The following is a 16,550-nucleotide window of genomic DNA, read 5'->3' on the forward strand; positions in this document are numbered from 1 at the left end:
CGCGGAGCCGGTAAGGTTAGTAATATATACTGTTCCACGCGGAAAAGAGATAGAATGCCTAAAAGCAAAGCTAAGAAGGCTAAGAGCAGGGGCTCGGCTGAAGAAAAAGTCGAGGAGAACGTAATCTACTTGCCCGTAAGGGAGGATTACAAAGTCATCGACGAGTACTGGGTGGTGGAGCCCTTCGCTAAAGTTAAGATCGTGGAGATACCCGAAGCAGGCAACCAGCGGGCCTACTTCGTAGAAGAGGTTCAGCTGACAGAGGAGGAGAGGAAGGCCGTGGAAAAGCTGATAGATATCCTCAGCGTTGAGCTGGAACCACCCGCATCGTTCGACGTCGACCTTAGGCAGCACGTCGTGGAAGAGGCCAGGAGGCTCGCCGAGAAATACAAGGGGTCGCTCAGGGGCATCAGCGAGGAGAGCTGGGGTAAGATCCTGTACTACATAGAGCGAGACCTGGTAGGCTACGGTCCGATAGAGGTTCTCATGAGGGACTACAAGCTCGAGGACATTAGCTGCGACGGCGTCGACAGGGCCATACATGTGTGGCACAGGGACTACGAGAGCATACCAACCAACATTGTTTTCAGGAGCAGGGACTACCTCCGTGAGTTCATAGTTAAACTGGCGCACATGTCTGGGAAGCACATTTCAGCGGCATTCCCCATAGTTGACGCCATGCTTCCCGGTAGGCACAGGCTGGCCGCGACGTACGGCGAGGAGGTCTCACCGAGGGGGAGCACCTTCACAATAAGGAAGTTCCGCGAGAAGCCGCTTTCCATCGTAGAGATGATTGAGAGCGGTAACCTCGACGACTGGACTGCGGCCTACCTTTGGGTTATGCTCGAGAACAGAATGACGTTAATGGTTATAGGCGCCACCGCCGCTGGCAAGACGACTTTGCTGAACGCGATCGCAAACTTCTTCAAGCCAGGTTTCAAGATCGTGACCATTGAAGAGACCCCCGAGCTCAACCTACCACACGAGAACTGGGTTCAGCTGGTCAGCAGGGAGAGCTACGGGCTTGGGGAGTCCAAAGTGGGGGAGATATCGCTCTATGACCTCGTGAAGGTGTCACTGAGGTACAGACCAGACTACATCATCGTGGGGGAGGTGAGAGGCGAAGAAGCCTTCGTGCTCTTCCAGGCCATGAGCACGGGGCACGGCGGCATGTCCACGATGCACGCGGACTCACTCGACCGAGCGGTTAAACGGCTCACTAGCCCGCCCATGAACGTGTCCCCGGCGTACATCCCCTCCCTGAATATCGCTATAATGACCGAAAGGACCATCCTCCCAAGTGGGGGGTTTGCCAGGAGAGTAAAGCATGTTTGGGAGGTGGAGGACTACGAGAAGTACAGGGAGGTTGTGAGGTGGGATCCGACTAAGGATGTCCATAGGGTTGTCGCGGAGAGCTACCATCTGCGCCTCATCGCGGAGAGGACAGGCAAGAGAGTAGAGGATCTCTACAGGGAGATTGAGCGTAGGCGTGTAGTGCTACGGTGGATGCAGGTTAAGGGTATAAAGGAGACGAAGGAGGTTTTCACGTACATTAATAAGTACTACACCTACCCCGAAGAGGTCTACTCAACAGCTTACACCGAACTAAAAGAGATCAACGCACTGCCTCAGCCCATTAGAGTCGCACCCAAGGTGGAGGTCGAGGTCGCCCCAAGACCCACGGCAGTTAGCGCCCCGCCCGTGATTGCAAAGCCGCCCTCTACCATACAGCGGCCCCTCTCAGAGGCAAGCAACGAAAAGCCAGCCGTCGATATAGCTTTAAACATCAGCAACGAGAGCATGGCCGTGCTGAGGGCTCTCGCGATCCTCGGGGGTGAAGGAGATCACGCCTCGGTTCTCTCACTTACTTCCCTCCCAAAGGACGCGTTCGTGAAGGCCGTAGGGGACCTGAGCGGAAAGCGACTCATTATACCTACTCTAATTTACGTGGAAGGGAGACCCACGATAGGCTACAGGTTGTCTAATGAGGGAGAAGCCTTAGTTAAAAAGCTCAATCTCAAATAGGGGAGAGGTGCCGGGGAATGAGCGGTGAAGCCTTAGTTTCGTTCGTAACGGGCATTAGCGGTAGCGGCCGCCTCAGTCTACTCAAAGAAGTTCAGTCGAGAAACGACGCGTTGAAGATAATAGACGTGGGGACAAGGATGTATAAAAAATCCAGCGATCTGGGAATTCAGATTCCAGACGGTAAGATTCTTGACATGGATCCCCTCGCGTTAGACTACCTAAGGGCCGCGACGTTCGAGGACATCCTGAAAGAGGTTGAAGGTCTCCGCTCAGCGGGGAGTGCTGTGAGCATAAGTACCCACGTCTGCTTTCGGTGGAAAAAGCACCTAATGCACGCGTTCAACTTCCATTACGTGAACGCTCTGAACCCAGATGTGTACATAAACGTGATCGATAATGCGCATAATGTGTACCTGAACCTTCTCCACGACAGCGCTTGGAGCGGAAGGCTCACGTTGAAGGAGGTGCTTGTCTGGAGGGACGAGGAGGCTTTCATCACTAGGATGCTTGCGGAATATCAGCGGAAGCCTTTCTACCTATTTCCGCGCCGTGAGGATCCATCCATGCTTGAAAGAATACTATTCAAAGTCGAGGCTGCGCGTAAGTCGGGGAGTAAACCCTTGCCGAAGGCCTATCTTAGCTACCCGATCACGCACGTAAAGGGTAACCCGGAGGTGTGGAAAGAGAAGGACGAAGTTAAGCAGAAGCTGAAAGACAGCGGCGTGGTAGTATTCGACCCTATATCGATCGAGGACTCTGTTCTGATCGATTGGGCTTATGAAGCCGTCGCTAAAGGTAAAGAAACGGTTGAAGTGGAAGTTGACGGGCGCGTTGGGGAGATTAAGGTGAAGGAGATACTAGACGCTGTGGGCGACATAAAAGACCAAATTGTAGTGAGGGATTACCAACTGATAAACCAGAGCGATATGATTATAGTGTTCTACCCGACGAAGGTTCTGTCACCTGGGGTTCTCAGCGAGATAAAGTACGGTTATACTCACAACAAGAATGTCTACGCCATATTCCCCTTCGAGGAATCCAGCCCCTTCTTCGAGTACTACACCACCAGGCTATTTAAAGACGTGGACGCTCTTCTAGACCACCTGCGCGAGGTTGGGGCGCTTTGACGAGTATAGATATTCGCGCCGTAGCGCTACACCTCATAGAAGAAGACCTCGCCTCCAGGGATAAAGCCGAGCAAGCGATCACCGGGTTCGCCGAAAGTACCGATACATTTACCAAGACAAGGAGCTACAAGGTCCTAAGCAGGAGGGTCGTCCTGCCTCCTGTATCCCGGCGGGAATTAGAGCGCTCCCTGCACGTCGTTGTTGAACTCGCGGAAAACGCCAGCATAAACTACGTGGGAGTACCCTTAACCGACTGGGACCCCGCAACAGTAGCCGAAGCCTTGCAAGAGTACCCGAAGCTTTTCCTCTCGGTGGAGTACGCTCCAGGCCAAGATCAGAAGATAGTGGGGGTTTTAAGGCAGATATCTGGGAAATCATACCTCCTCGCAACGCATTTTGCGGTAAGCTTCGGACCGCGGCTCCAAACGCCCTACTTCCCTGCCACTCAAAGCGTGAAAAGAGGGGTTACCATGAGTCTACTCTATGTGGAGGAGTTCAGAAGGGAGGCTCCGAGCGACCAGCTAGTAGCGGAGCTGTTAGAGTTGCAAAAACAAGCAGAAGAAAGCTTCGATAACTTTACAGGCATAGATCTCTCGCTCTCACCCTGGATGGATCGAAGCGTGGCATCGCTCATCGAGGAGGTATCCGGAGTCACTTTCACTTTGCCGGGGACAGTTGCCGCAATACGAGAGCTGAATGCGAGGCTGGAAACTTTAACATCCCACGTCAGAGCCACCGGGTTCAACGAGGTTATGCTTCCGCTTGCGGAGGACAACCGCCTAAAGGAGCTCGCGAGAACGGGTCAACTCAGATTCAGCCACCTACTGAATTACACCACGTACTGTGTCGCTGGGCTAGACATGGTAGTGATCCCCGAAACCTCCGAGGACGCAGTCCTGCTAGGCACGCTAAGAGACCTCTGGAGCGTACACCAGCTTAAGAGGAAGTCTATCGGTTTGCGATTAATCCTGGCACCGGCCGACGAGGGCGAGGAGATAGACCTCGGTATGTTCGGAAAAACACCGGTAATCTCGCCTCTCCTTTAGTGCCGCGCCGTGCAGATTCTACCCGATTTAACCTAACCTGGGAACCTAGACACTAGGCATATCTCCGTTTTGCACTCTTATAGTAGGAATTTGAAGCAACAAGAGATCCCGATACGACAAGAGAAAATTTATTAACGTTGAGTCTATCGTATCATCAGCCGGGGTGGCCGAGCGGCCCAAGGCGGCGGATTGCTAATCCGCTTCCCGAAAGGGAACCCGGGTTCGAATCCCGGCCCCGGCGCCTCACAGCGACTGTTTATCTGCCTTGAGCCCGTCACCGGCTTTATTCCTCGGAGATAGCCCGACTGAAAAATTTAAATTGGGAGTTAGCATTAACTATACTGCCGGCACGCCCTGAAAGTCCACCCCCCGCTACCAGGAGCGGGGTGGGGAAGCCAGGTATCCCGCGGGGCTCATAACCCCGAGGTCGGTGGTTCAAAAGGGCGTGCCGGCTCTTGTCTCTAATTAATGGTTAGAAGCTCTGCGAATGCCTGGTGCCAAGCGCTTGAAAAATGCCCCCTCCCACCTGCCCCTCTCGGGGCTCTTTCGGTCATTGGGGGCATATACACCCTTTCTGCTCGACTATTTTAGCATTTTCTAGCCTTAAAGGCACCACACTATCCCTTAAGGCATCTATGCTTGTAAATCTAAAAAGCACTATTTGTGAGGATAAAGGGATAGTATTGCTACTTATGACGCTGGGTTTTTATCGTCATGAACTTTCTACTTACGAGAACATGAGTGAGAAGAAAACGAAGATAATTTTGTGGTTTGAGGAGCTGTCCAAAGAGGATGTACCAATTGTAGGCGGCAAGAACGCTAACCTCGGTGAGATGATAAACGCTGGAATACCCGTGCCTCCAGGCTTCGCGGTGACGGCATACGCTTACAAGAGGTTTATTGAAGAGACCGGGATTCGCGACAAGATCTACGAGATACTGCGCAGCCGCGTTCCCGCAGGTGCCGCTAAGCCAGAGGACTACATGGAGGCTAGCAAGGAGATAAGAAAGCTCATTGAAAGCGTTTCTATGCCTAAGGACATTGAGGAGGAGATCAGGAGGGCTTACCGCGAGCTCAGCCGGCGCGTCGGCAAGAAGGAGGAGTTCGTAGCCGTAAGGAGCAGCGCGACTGCCGAGGACTTACCTGACGCCAGTTTTGCGGGCCAGCAGGAGACGTACCTGAACGTACGAGGCGAAGATGACGTCATCGACAAGGTCAGGAAGTGCTGGTCCAGCCTCTTCACACCAAGGGCTATTTTCTACAGGGAGTCCAAGGGGTTCGAGCACGAGAAAGTCCTGATCAGCGTGGCTGTGCAGAAGATGGTGAACTCAAAGTCTGCCGGTGTGATGTTCACGCTGCACCCCGTCACCGGCGACAGGGACAAGATCGTTATTGAGGGCCACTGGGGGCTGGGAGAAGCCGTGGTCAGCGGGAAGGTGACGCCTGACGAGTGGGTTGTGGACAAGAAGACGATGCAGATCATTCAGCGTAACATTGTCGAGAAGAAGGTTGAGCTAGTTAGAGACCCTCAGACTGGCAAGACTGTGGAGCGCGAGATTGAGCCGGAAAGGAGGAATGCGCCCTCGCTAACTGACGAGGAGGTCCTGAGGCTCGCGGAACTCGCACTGAAGATCGAGCAGCACTACGGCAGGCCCATGGATATTGAGTGGGCGGTTGACAGGGATCTCCCGTTCCCGGACAATGTATTCATTGTGCAGGCAAGGCCCGAGACTGTTTGGAGCGTAAAGGAGGCCGCTGGCGCTGGCACAGTATCTGTCAAGAGCGTCGCCGAGGCTAAACCCGTGGTTAAAGGGCTGGCCGCTAGCCCGGGTGTCGCGTATGGGCGAGCTAAGATCTGCTTGACTCTCGAGGACGCTAAAGCCAAGATGCAACCCGGAGACATACTGGTCACTAAAATGACGGACCCCGACTGGGTGCCTTACATGAAAATCGCAGCCGCGATAGTGACGGATGAAGGCGGAATGACCGCTCACGCTGCGATAGTGAGCAGGGAGCTGGGCATCCCCGCGATAGTGGGGACCAGAGAGGCTACAAAGCTGATGGTCGACGGCAAGGATTACACCGTAGACGCAAGGACCGGCGTCGTCTACGAGGGTAGAGTAGAAGAACTGCTGGGCGGGAAGAAGGAGGAGAAGGCAGCTGCGGCGGCCGCGCCCATCGAGATAGTATGGAAGCCGATTACCGGTACTAAGATATACATGAACCTGGGTGTTCCCGAGAAGATCAAGGAGTACAAGGACCTGCCCTTCGACGGCATTGGTCTAATGAGGGTAGAGTTCATCATGGCAAGCTACGTGGGAGAGCACCCGCTGTACCTCCTCGAATCAGGTCGAGGCGACGTCTTAGTAAACAAGATGGCAGAGGGCATAGCTCTCGTTGCACGTGAAATCTACCCGAGACCTGTCGTCGTGCGCTTCAGCGACTTCAAGACTAACGAGTACCGGCAGCTGAAAGGCGGGGAGAAGTACGAACCTCAGGAGGACAACCCGATGCTCGGCTGGCGCGGCGTAAGTAGGTACATCAGTCCTCAGTACGAGAAAGCCTTCAGGCTTGAGGTTAAGGCAATCAAGAAGGTCAGGGACGAGATGGGTCTTGGCAACGTCTGGGTCATGGCGCCTTTCGTCAGAACACTGTGGGAAGCCGAGAAATTCATCAAGCTGCTTGCCGAGGAAGGGCTTGAGAGCAGCAAAGACTTCAAGATATGGGCTATGGCGGAGGTCCCGAGCATAATCTTCCTAGCGGAGGAGTTCTCCAGGTACTTCGACGGCTTCTCCATCGGAAGCAACGACCTGACGCAGCTCACCTTGGGTACGGACAGGGACTCTGCGATCCTTCCAAAGATAGATCCCAGGTACTTCGACGAGAGAGACCCAGCGGTGCGCACAGCCATAGCCATGCTCATCGAGAAAGCACACAACTCGCCCTACGGCTACCGTACGGTCTCGATATGCGGACAGGCTCCTAGCGTTTACCCCGAGTTCTCAGAGTTCCTTGTGAGGCACGGCATAGATAGCATAAGCGTGAACCCCGACGTTGTGGTTCGCACTAGGGAGCTCGTAGCCTCCATCGAGCACAGGATAATCCTGGAGAAGGCTCTCGGAGTCGAGAGGATTGAAGAGGATCTAGGGTGGCCGATGCGACGCGAGAGAAGAGGCCTACCGAAGTTCGCGCGCAGGGTTGACGAAGTCGAATAAGCGAGATTTAAGCTCGGCAAGCTTTCTTTCGAGCTTCTCCCGTAGGCATCCCCTATCTATTCTTTCACCGATCAAAGACTCGAGCTCTGAGACCACTTTTTCTGCGGCTATGATCACATCCTCAGAGGGGGGGCTCCCGAAATCAATGTTTCCGGAAACGGGGCCGATAACCCAGGCTTCTCCTGTGAATTTTCCCGAAGCATATCCTAGAGCTACGATATGGGCAGGGGAAACCACGTGCGCGCTTATCTCCCAGTTTACAGCGTCGACGATATCATATGCTGAGAGCCTGCGAGGGTCGAGCCTTATCTTCACAACCTCTCCCTTAGAGCCGAAGCTCTCATCTAGAACATCTATGAAAACCACTCGAGGAACCCCCTCAAGGTATGAAGCCGTGGTGAAAGCGTCGAGCCCAGCGGCTATAGCGTTAACGCCGCACTCTGCTAGCGCGTCTGCCAGAAGAGGACCTATCGCATCGTCACCAAAGATCTCGTTTCCAATACCTATCACTAGGTAAGGTTTAGTCAAGCGAGTTGCACCGTTTTCTGCGCTCTTCCTTGACAACCTCGAGGAGTTTTTCTGTGCAGAACGATGCCTCCTGCCCCCCTGGGTCGCACTCGATGATCACCACTTCCCTTACAGGCGCGAAGGCTCTTAAGCCCTCTATCAAGTGGTCAACGTCGAGCGAGCCCTCCAGCGACGCTCTGATAGCGTCTGGCGCTTCATCTGCATTAGGCCTCTGCAAGCTTACGGTGTACCTGTAAACACCCGGAGCTCTACCCCTCCTCTTAAGGGTTAAGATCTCCACGAGGTTTGGGCTGTGCTTTTCAAGCATGAAAGACACCGTAAGGCTATCTGTTGAGAAATCCTCCACTATGACGTGACTGCACTCTGGGAGCTTCGTTGCAATTTCAAAGGCCTTATACACGGACTCCCCGTCTTCACCGTAGTAAAACAGGAACCCTAAAAGAACCTTAAACCCCGACTCCGAAATTTTCTGAACAAGCTCAGCGTACCCACTTTCAGCAAGAGCTTTTCTCTCCTCCTCAATGTTCGGGGATTTCTCCGGGAAAGTTGTCAACCGCCTGTATAACGGCTCGGTTACAGCACCGAGAACCGGTTGGGCTAACGCAGATCGTATAGAGTCGTCCAGAGCCCTCAAAGCCTTAACGGTTTCAGCGAGTAGATTAAGCATGTTGCTTCTTCTCATCCATTGTTATCCCGGCAAGCCCTCATAAAAACCTCGCAAGTAATTAAATTAATATGTTATATAATTAACATATATTTTCATTTTTGATTTTTAACAATTTTTAGATTAATTTCTGTTTTTTAAAAAAATAGCATTTGTAGATATACGAACAAAGGAATCTTTATTAGATTTTTTCAGATTGCAAAGATTTATAATTGATTTTATTCAGTTGAGTTTGCAAGGCGGTAAAATGCCGCTAAACAGTTTCAGCCTAAACCGTAGGGATTTCCTGAAAGTAACTGGGGCAACAGCGCTCCTGGCTTCCCTTAACTGGAACGAACTGGTGAAGCTCGCCGCAGCCCAAGCACAGAGCGGTGCGATAAACATTGTGTGGTTCGAGGCGCAGGACTGCGCCGGAAACACCACTGCTCTGATACAGGCAACGGAGCCTGACCTAATAGACGTCCTCGGAGGGTCCTTCCACCTCGTGGGCCCAGGGAACGTGAAGCTCGCTTTTCACGAAACAGTCATGCCGGAGTGGGGTGAGGGCGCTTTAGACATCGCGCGCGCTGCGGCGAATGGCAAGCTCGATCCCTTCGTCCTAGTCCTCGAGGGGAGCTTCCCGCAAGATGAGAAAGCGGGAGGGCCGCCCGGTAGCGACTACTACTGCTTTATAGGCGAGGAAAACGGGAAGCCGATATCTTGCGTTGAGTGGATGAGAAGGCTGCTACCCCGCGCGGTTGCTGTCGTCGCGGTCGGTAACTGCGCGTCGTACGGGGGTCTGGTAGCTAACAAAGTCCTCGATCGCGTGCAAGGCTTGCCCTCTTCGAGCTGGAGCGATAGCCCGACGGGCGCTGTCGGCTTCTTCGACGACCCCATTAGGGGAATAAAGGGCCTCGTAAACCTCCTACCTGAGGCTGAGCCGTTCCGAAGGTTCATCTCGGGCCAGTGCACTCTCAAGCCTGGTGAGATACGGCAGGACTGCAGACCAGCAGTCGCGGTGCCTGGGTGCCCTGCAAACGGGAACGGACAGCTGAGGGCTCTTGCGAGTCTAGTGCTTTGGGCTAAGGGTCTGCTACCCTTACCCGAGCTCGACAGGTACTGGAGGCCGAAGTTCATATACGGTCAGACCGTTCACGAGCAGTGCCCCAGGGCTGGCTCCTACGCAGCTGGTGACTTCAGGCAGTACCCTGGGGAGAACAGCTACAGGTGCCTATATGCAGTTGGCTGCAAGGGCCCGATCTCGAACTGCCCGTGGAACAAGCTGGGCTGGGTCAATGGAATCGGTGGGCCTACGAGGACTGGGGGCGTCTGCATAGGCTGTACGATGCCAGGCTTCACCGACGCCTACGAGCCATTCTACAAGCCTCTCCAGGCGCCGCGTGTGCCCACGGGGCTTGAGAGTGCGGCAGCTGTAGCAGCCTTGCTCGCGGGGGTGGGCCTGGCTTACGGCGTCTCTAAGAGTATCGAGAAGAAGAAGGAGGAGGCTAGTAAAGAGGTGAAAGGGTGAGATCCCATGAGCGTTAAGGAGGTATTTATAGACCCCATCACACGGATTGAGGGGCACCTTGCTCTCAGGGCGCTTGTCGACACGACGACCAGGAAACCCCAGAACGTATGGGTATACGCCACGATGTTCAGAGGCTTCGAGGTTTTCCTAAGGGGGAGGCCGCCGGAGGACGCCATCCACATAACGTCTAGGATATGCGGTGTATGCGGGGCGAGCCACGCTAATGCCTCGATGCACGCGGTGGACATGGCCTACGGTGTTGTCCCAGAGCCGCTCGGAGTGGTTCTGCGAAACATGGCTTTCGCGATGACGGATCCCCTCTACGACCACCCCCTTATCCTCAACATGCTAGGAGGCCCGGACTACAGCGAGCTCGTCGTGAAGAAGCTAACGCCGAAGGTCTGGGCAGACGCCCAGATGACCGATGCGCCCCACAGGGACATTCACGGCTTCGCCAAGATATCGGATATAATGCGTGCCTTGAACCCGATCGAGGGCAAGATCTGGCAGCTGACCGTGAAGTACCAGAGGATAGCCCGCGAGGGCGGCGTGCTGATCTACGGCAGGCACAGCCACCCGAGCACGATCATCCCCGGCGGCATCTCGACGGATCTCTCCAACGCGGAGTACCTGCTGGTAGGCTACACCTACAGGCTCACAAAGCTAACAGCATGGGCGAAGTTCCTTTACGCAGTGTGGCAGGACATAGTTTGGTTCTACGAGGAGATGGAGAACTACAAGGAGCAGGGACTCACTTACCGCAAGCACAACATGGTAAGCAGCGGGTTCTTCGACGACCCCGAAGAGTACTCGTCGCTAGGGGAAACCCCCGAAGACGTTTACAAGAACATCGACAAGGCCGCGCAGAAGCGCAGCGTCAAGCCGGGGGCGTTCGTGAACGGCGAGCTCGTGACAAAGAGCTACAAGGAGATCAACCTGAGCATAATGGAGCACGTCAATGCCTCCTTCTACGACGACTGGAAAGGAAAGTTCCCACTCTACACGGAGACGGATCCCGAGGGCAACAAGCTACTGTGGGGCAAGCAGGATCCAGCATACCACCCGTGGAACAAGGTGACGATACCCAAGCCAGGGGCTAGGGACTGGAATGGGAAGTACAACTGGGCCGCCGCCGTCCGCTTCGTGTGGAAGGACGGCACCGTCACACCCTTCGAGGTCGGCCCGATAGCGAGGCTCATGGCCACGGCTTACCAGCCCAGCGACTTCGGCAGTGGCAACGGTGTGCTCAGAGTGACGCTGCCGAGGAGCGGTGGGGCAGACGACCTGCCACCTAGCGTTGTGGAGGAGATGACGCTCGAGTGGAAAGCCCCACCCTACTCGACCACGCTCCAGAGAGTCCTAGCAAGAGCGTTCAACGTCGTAATCGATGCAGCCGCGGCGTGGCAAAACGTGCTAAAGGCGGTTGAGCTAGTGAGAAGCGGGAGGACCAAGACGTCCCGGCCATGGACCGCGCCGTCTCGCAGAACATTCGGAGTAGGTTTCACAGAGGCCCCAAGAGGCACGGTCAGGCACTGGGTCGTCCAGGAAGGCGGGAGAATCGTCAACTACCAGATACACGCACCGACAACAGGGAACGTCTCTCCGCATGACCAGTGGGGTATGTCGCCCTTCGAGCAGAGCGTCGCCAACAGCGTCGTAACGGAGGAGGTCCCACCCGACCAGTGGGAGGGCCTGGACTTCGTCAGGGCCATCAGGAGCTTCGACCCCTGCATCGCGTGCGCCGTGCATATCCAAGTGGGCAAGGTGAAGTCAATCAAGAAAATGATCGTGAGGTGAAAGGCCCCAATGGATATTCTAGACTTCGCGATCTACGTCGCGCCCCCGATCGTGGTAGCGATCTTCCTACTTGGTGTCGGCTACAGGCTCGGCAGGTACCTGTTCTTCTGGAAGAGGAGACCCTCAGCTCCAAGGAGGCAGCGCCCGCTGACGAAACTGGCTGTAGGGCTAGTAATGGCCTTCGTCGACCCGCTGATCCAGACGCTCAAGCACAGGAAGGGGGACTTCGTTGGCGCGCTAGTTGCACTCCACATCCTCGGGGTGATACCGCTAATCTTCCTGCTTGGGCAGCACGTGGCCATGTTCTCGTACTGGATACCCTTTTACTCGGTGCTACGCCCGCTGGCCATACCCTCGTCCATAACCTCCTCCAGCCTGACAGTTGCCTCAGGCGTGATACCAGCCTCCGACATGTCTTGGGGGTTCGTTAACACGCTCTGGGGGCCGCTTGTAGTCATACTGAACGGGGACCTGCTGGCGATACTGGCCATACTTGGTGTCAGCTACAAGATAGGCGACAAGATCGTCCGACTAGTCCACAGGCTCGGCAACGCCCGCGTCGGCGACTGGTATGCCCTCGCACTCCTCCTCGCAATCCTAGTTTCGGGGTTCATGGCCACGCACCACCTACCCTCTGGCGAGATAGGGACCTACAGGACGGTCCTCGGCGTTCACATCACCCTAGCTGAACTGCTGGTAGCAACTCTGCCATTCACGAAGTTCTGGCACTTTGTCTTCGGCTACTGGTACGGCAAGCTCCACGAGTGGTACGACCTCAAGTTCAGTAGGGGATCGTTATGAGCTGGGAGGAGTTTAACGCGGAGAAGGTTAGAAGCGCCGAGGCCTACGCGCTCAGGCACCTGGACTCCGTGATGCTCCACTTCTTCGAGGACTGCGTTAACTGCGGCCTCTGCGAGATCAACTGCCCCTACACCGCTGCCGGTGAAGAGTACGGCCCCGTCGAGAAGGCGGAGCCCCTGAGGAAGATCTACAGGCGGCACGCGCAGATCGTACCGAAGCTGTTCCCGTGGCTCTTCGGCGCCGGTGCTCCTAAGAGCAAGGAGGAGCTCGACAAATGGGTTGAAAAAGCATACAGGTGCACTAACTGCGGTCTATGCTACACGACGTGCCCCTTCGGCATCCATAGCGGCGAGATGATAAAGGTCCTGAGAGGGTACCTCGCTAAATCCGGCAGGATACCGACGTTACTGAAGCTCATGGTCGACGCAGAGGCCTCAAACACCCTGCTCGAGAACGCGGGTCTCCGGGGGATATGGGAGGACGCCGTGAGTAAGCTGAAGGAAGAGGGGGTCGAGTTCAACAAGAAGAACGCCAAGTACCTGTACATAACCTCCCTAGCGGAAGTCATGATGACTCCGGGCTCCGTCTTCGGAGCTGTCAAGCTCTTCAAGAAGCTGAACCTCGACTGGACGATGCCCGACAAACCCCTTTCCATGAGGGCTCCGATCGGCTCCCTAGCTGGCGATGACGAAGCCACAGCTATCGTCGCCAGGAGGATCTACGATTACATCAGGGAGATTAACCCCGAGTACGTCGTCCTCAGCGACGGCGGCTACCCCTACACATTCTTCAGGTTCGACTTACCCAGGATCATCGGCGAGAAGCCTACATTCAAGGTGGTTCACGTAGTGGAGCTGGTCGAAGAGGCCCTTAAGCAGGGCAAGCTCAAGTTCAAGAAGGCCGCGGGGAAAGTCACCTGGCACAGCCCCTGCAAGATGGGGCGCTTCGGAGGCCTGCTCGAGGAGCCTGTGCGCGTGCTGAGCGAAGCATCAAGCGACTTCGTGAAGCTGAAAAGCCACGGGAGTTTCGGCAAGTGCTGTGGAGGTGGGAGTTCGATAGCCTGCATCGTTCCGCCCACGCAGCAGATGATGGAGAAAGTTATGGGAACAAGCATTCCCATAAGCGGAACCGAGAAAGCGTTCCTGGATAAGCTCTACAAGGATATGCTTGTGGCCGGCAAGGCCAAGGTGGACGAAATAAGGGAGAGTGGGGCCTCGGTGGTCGTCACGTCCTGCGTTGGGTGCATGCACACGTTAAGCATGACCACACAGGCATACGGCGTGAACGTAAAGCTGAAAATGCTTTCAGAATTCCTATCGGAGAACCTCGAATAGGTATTTTTCTGCTTTTTCCCTTGACACCTATACCTATTCTACACTTCCCTAGATTTACCCAATATTCTGCCATCATAAGAAACGCAGTTTCCGTTCTCAATCCTAAAGAAGGGCTCGCGAAGCATGTTAACAGCCTTTAGGGCCTCCACTAGCCTGTCCAGCTTCTCCTCCTGGCTCAGCCCCTCGTGGTGTAGTATGCTATCGATGTCGACGAGGTTGTCGCTTCTGTTGAGGCAGGGCTTAAGCTTCGCGTCGTGGGTGAGCCTTACCCGCGTGCACCCCATGCAGAAGTAGGGGTTACAGTAGTTCGCTATCACCTCTACCCTTATACCGCTCTCGAGGACGAAGACCGGCCTGTTGTGAAGCTGCTTCCTCTCAATCCTCGAGGCCCTCTCGCGTAGCATGGGTAATAGCTTCTCAACGGGGTAGTAGAGCGCTTGGAAGTTCTCCCTGCCTCTACCCTCAGGGATGAGCTCTATGACGTTCACGTTGAAACCCATCTTGGAGGCATAGTCCAGAACACCCGGTAGCTCGCCGAAGTTGTACTTTGTTATAACGAAGTTGATTTTCACGGGCAGTCCAAGGTCGTGCACAAGGCTAAGCCCCTTGAAAACCTTCTCGCTCCCGTTTACGCCGGTCATCAGGTTGTAGCTTTGGGGGCTTAGAGCGTGCAAACTGACGTTCAGCCTGTCGAGACCCGCTTCCTGGAGTTTTCCAGCACGCTCGAGGAGAAAGAAACCGTTTGTTGTGGCGGAAACCTCAACGTCGCCGCCTAAGCTCTTTACTCTCGAGACGATTTCGCCGATGTCAGGTCTGACGAGGGGCTCTCCCCCTGTTAGCTTGAAGGTTTTCACCCCTAAGGAGTACGCTGCCCGTGAAACGAGTTCAATGTCTTCAACCGAGAGCTTATCGGGGTCCTCCCCCTCCCCCTCCCTGTGGCAAAAAACGCAGGAGTAGTTGCACCTGCCGGTGACCGATATTCGAAGGTTCGTCAGGGGGCGACCAAACCTATCAACTAGCAAGACAACACCGCACTAGATCCACGCTAGGGGAGATTTATGCGTTATGTCCAGACAAGAATATCGCTTCTCCCGTGAATCCCTTTTAAGGAATTTAAGGCATATAAATATCAATTATCACGAAAAGTTTTTTAATGAAATAAAGACAAGCAAACATCTTTTCGGCAAACGTATCAAAAAACTTAAAAAATATAGTTTTCAGACACGCTCAATGGCTCAGGCCCAACAATCCTCAAAAAGGAGCGAAGCCATAAAACTTGCAACGCTGCTGATCATAGGGCTCATCATCGGAACCGCCATAGGCTTCCTCCTCGCCCCAAGACCCACCACCCCAGCCGCGCAGCAGACTATAACCGTCCCGATCGGTGCGCTCCTCCCCCTCACCGGTGACCTCTCATCCTTCGGGAAAAGAAACCAGCACGCGCTCGAGCTTGCTGTGGAGGATATTAATGCCTTCGCGGAGCAGGTTGGGTCGCCTTTCAGGTTCAGGCTCCTCGTCGAGGACACCGGCACGAACCCCGAGCAGGCTAGAGCCAAGATACAGGCCCTCGCAGCCCAAGGAGTACAAGCCGTCATAGGGCCCATGGCGAGCAGCGAAGTAAGCCAAGTCAAGCAGTTCGCAGACGCAAACAAGATAGTCGTGATAAGCCAGTCTTCCACAGCACCCTCGCTTGCTGTTGCTGGCGACTACGTGTTTAGGGTTGTGCCTAGCGACGTGTACCAGGGGCGGGCGCTGGCTAGGCTGGTGTTCAGCAGCGGCTTCCGGGGGGCTGCGGTGATCTACAGGAACGACGCGTGGGGTAAGGGGCTGTTCGAGGCGTTCGCCGCCAGGTTCCGGGAGCTCGGCGGCAGCGTCGAGGCCGTCGCCTTCGACCCCAACGCCCAGGACGTCTCGGGCGAGGTCGCTAGGCTCGCCGAAGCCGCCTCCAAGCTCGGCCCCTCCACCGCAGTAGTGCTCATCAGCTTCGAGGACGACGGCATAAAAGTAATCCAGGCAGCCGCCCAAAACCCCACACTCTCAAAGCTCAAGTGGTTCGGAACAGACGGCACAGCGAGGGCTTCGAAGATGGCGCAGCAGATAGGGGCCCAGCTTGTCTCTCTCGGCGGGTTGACCAGCACCGTTTTCCAGCCCGGCGTGAACCCGCTTCAGAGCAGCTTTATATCCAAGTTCAGGTCCCGCTTCGGGGAGGATCCAGACGCTTACTCCATGAATAGTTACGATGCTGCTTGGCTCGTGGCCCTCTCGGTGATGGCTGCAGGCCAGTACAGCGGGGAAGCCATCGCCAAAGCCCTCCCCACAGTGGCGCAGCACTACTACGGAGTAACAGGAAACACAGCACTAGACCAAACAGGAGACAGGTCAGCGGGAGACTACGCCGCCTGGAAGGTCGTTAAGACGGACACCGGATACACGTGGGTGCTAGCGGCAACTTACAGCAGTGCTACAGACAGCTGGACCCCTATTGCGAGCGGCGGGTGACTTTTAA

General features: G+C 55.2%; 12 protein-coding genes and 1 tRNA gene. 10 read left to right on the forward strand and 3 right to left on the reverse strand.

Annotated elements, in window-relative coordinates; all coding sequences use genetic code 11:
* Positions 1–54: 54 nt before the first annotated feature.
* From MOV14_RS05860 to ppsA, 5 genes are all read left to right on the forward strand, one after another.
* A complete protein-coding gene (locus tag MOV14_RS05860; protein WP_318536402.1) occupies positions 55–2,025 on the forward strand; it encodes a type II/IV secretion system ATPase subunit in 1,971 nt (656 codons plus the stop codon).
* 17 nt (positions 2,026–2,042) lie between these two features.
* On the forward strand, positions 2,043–3,152 hold the full coding sequence (locus MOV14_RS05865) for a hypothetical protein (protein WP_318536403.1): 1,110 nt from the start codon (positions 2,043–2,045) through the stop codon (positions 3,150–3,152).
* Positions 3,149–4,198, forward strand: coding sequence for a DUF711 family protein (locus MOV14_RS05870; protein WP_318536404.1), 1,050 nt, complete (start codon positions 3,149–3,151; stop codon positions 4,196–4,198). Before MOV14_RS05865 ends, MOV14_RS05870 begins: the two co-directional genes overlap by 4 nt.
* Before the next feature lie 157 nt (positions 4,199–4,355).
* A tRNA-Ser gene (locus tag MOV14_RS05875) sits at positions 4,356–4,439 on the forward strand.
* 496 nt (positions 4,440–4,935) lie between these two features.
* Positions 4,936–7,413 carry a phosphoenolpyruvate synthase gene (ppsA, locus tag MOV14_RS05880; RefSeq protein WP_318536405.1) on the forward strand — a complete coding sequence of 826 codons (2,478 nt, stop codon included), beginning with the start codon at positions 4,936–4,938 and terminating at the stop codon, positions 7,411–7,413.
* On the opposite strand, the gene MOV14_RS05885 is transcribed toward ppsA, so the two are convergent.
* Both MOV14_RS05885 and MOV14_RS05890 read right to left on the reverse strand, forming a co-directional pair.
* On the reverse strand, positions 7,375–7,941 hold the full coding sequence (locus MOV14_RS05885; RefSeq protein ID WP_318536406.1) for a hydrogenase maturation protease: 567 nt from the start codon (positions 7,939–7,941) through the stop codon (positions 7,375–7,377). The genes ppsA and MOV14_RS05885 overlap by 39 nt on opposite strands.
* Positions 7,934–8,623, reverse strand: coding sequence for a hypothetical protein (locus MOV14_RS05890; protein WP_318536407.1), 690 nt, complete (start codon positions 8,621–8,623; stop codon positions 7,934–7,936). The genes MOV14_RS05885 and MOV14_RS05890 overlap by 8 nt, the downstream gene beginning before the upstream one ends.
* A 229-nt stretch (positions 8,624–8,852) precedes the next feature.
* Between MOV14_RS05890 and MOV14_RS05895 the strand changes: the two genes are divergently transcribed.
* Genes MOV14_RS05895 through MOV14_RS05910 form a run of 4 tightly spaced genes read left to right on the forward strand, consistent with a single transcriptional unit; the run spans position 8,853 to position 14,044 of the window.
* A complete protein-coding gene (locus MOV14_RS05895) occupies positions 8,853–10,112 on the forward strand; it encodes a hyaluronate lyase (RefSeq protein WP_318536408.1) in 1,260 nt (419 codons plus the stop codon).
* A 6-nt stretch (positions 10,113–10,118) separates the two neighbouring features.
* Positions 10,119–11,909: a nickel-dependent hydrogenase large subunit gene (locus MOV14_RS05900; protein ID WP_318536409.1), complete on the forward strand. Its 1,791-nt coding sequence runs from the start codon at positions 10,119–10,121 to the stop codon at positions 11,907–11,909.
* A 9-nt stretch (positions 11,910–11,918) separates the two neighbouring features.
* On the forward strand, positions 11,919–12,710 hold the full coding sequence (locus MOV14_RS05905) for a hypothetical protein (protein WP_318536410.1): 792 nt from the start codon (positions 11,919–11,921) through the stop codon (positions 12,708–12,710).
* On the forward strand, positions 12,707–14,044 hold the full coding sequence (locus MOV14_RS05910) for a (Fe-S)-binding protein (protein ID WP_318536411.1): 1,338 nt from the start codon (positions 12,707–12,709) through the stop codon (positions 14,042–14,044). The genes MOV14_RS05905 and MOV14_RS05910 overlap by 4 nt, the downstream gene beginning before the upstream one ends.
* A gap of 38 nt (positions 14,045–14,082) precedes the next feature.
* Here MOV14_RS05910 and moaA read toward each other — a convergent pair whose 3' ends face one another.
* The gene (gene moaA, locus MOV14_RS05915) at positions 14,083–15,066 is read right to left on the reverse strand and encodes a GTP 3',8-cyclase MoaA (protein WP_318536412.1); all 984 of its coding nucleotides are present in this window, start codon (positions 15,064–15,066) and stop codon (positions 14,083–14,085) included.
* A 208-nt stretch (positions 15,067–15,274) separates the two neighbouring features.
* Between moaA and MOV14_RS05920 the strand changes: the two genes are divergently transcribed.
* The gene (locus MOV14_RS05920) at positions 15,275–16,543 is read left to right on the forward strand and encodes an ABC transporter substrate-binding protein (RefSeq protein ID WP_318536413.1); all 1,269 of its coding nucleotides are present in this window, start codon (positions 15,275–15,277) and stop codon (positions 16,541–16,543) included.
* Positions 16,544–16,550 lie beyond the last annotated feature (7 nt).

The sequence above is a fragment of the Infirmifilum sp. NZ genome (assembly GCF_022693705.1).
Lineage (GTDB): Archaea > Thermoproteota > Thermoprotei > Thermofilales > Thermofilaceae > Thermofilum.

Excerpts from the sequence above, each read along its gene's own strand:
- MOV14_RS05860 (WP_318536402.1), top strand. The coding sequence starts at position 55 with ATGCCTAAAAGCAAAGCTAAGAAGGCTAAGAGCAGGGGCTCGGCTGAA.
- MOV14_RS05865 (WP_318536403.1), top strand. The coding sequence starts at position 2,043 with ATGAGCGGTGAAGCCTTAGTTTCGTTCGTAACGGGCATTAGCGGTAGC.
- ppsA (WP_318536405.1), top strand. The coding sequence starts at position 4,936 with ATGAGTGAGAAGAAAACGAAGATAATTTTGTGGTTTGAGGAGCTGTCC.
- MOV14_RS05890 (WP_318536407.1), bottom strand. The coding sequence starts at position 8,623 with ATGAGAAGAAGCAACATGCTTAATCTACTCGCTGAAACCGTTAAGGCT.
- MOV14_RS05895 (WP_318536408.1), top strand. The coding sequence starts at position 8,853 with ATGCCGCTAAACAGTTTCAGCCTAAACCGTAGGGATTTCCTGAAAGTA.
- MOV14_RS05900 (WP_318536409.1), top strand. The coding sequence starts at position 10,119 with ATGAGCGTTAAGGAGGTATTTATAGACCCCATCACACGGATTGAGGGG.
- MOV14_RS05905 (WP_318536410.1), top strand. The coding sequence starts at position 11,919 with ATGGATATTCTAGACTTCGCGATCTACGTCGCGCCCCCGATCGTGGTA.
- MOV14_RS05910 (WP_318536411.1), top strand. The coding sequence starts at position 12,707 with ATGAGCTGGGAGGAGTTTAACGCGGAGAAGGTTAGAAGCGCCGAGGCC.
- MOV14_RS05920 (WP_318536413.1), top strand. The coding sequence starts at position 15,275 with ATGGCTCAGGCCCAACAATCCTCAAAAAGGAGCGAAGCCATAAAACTT.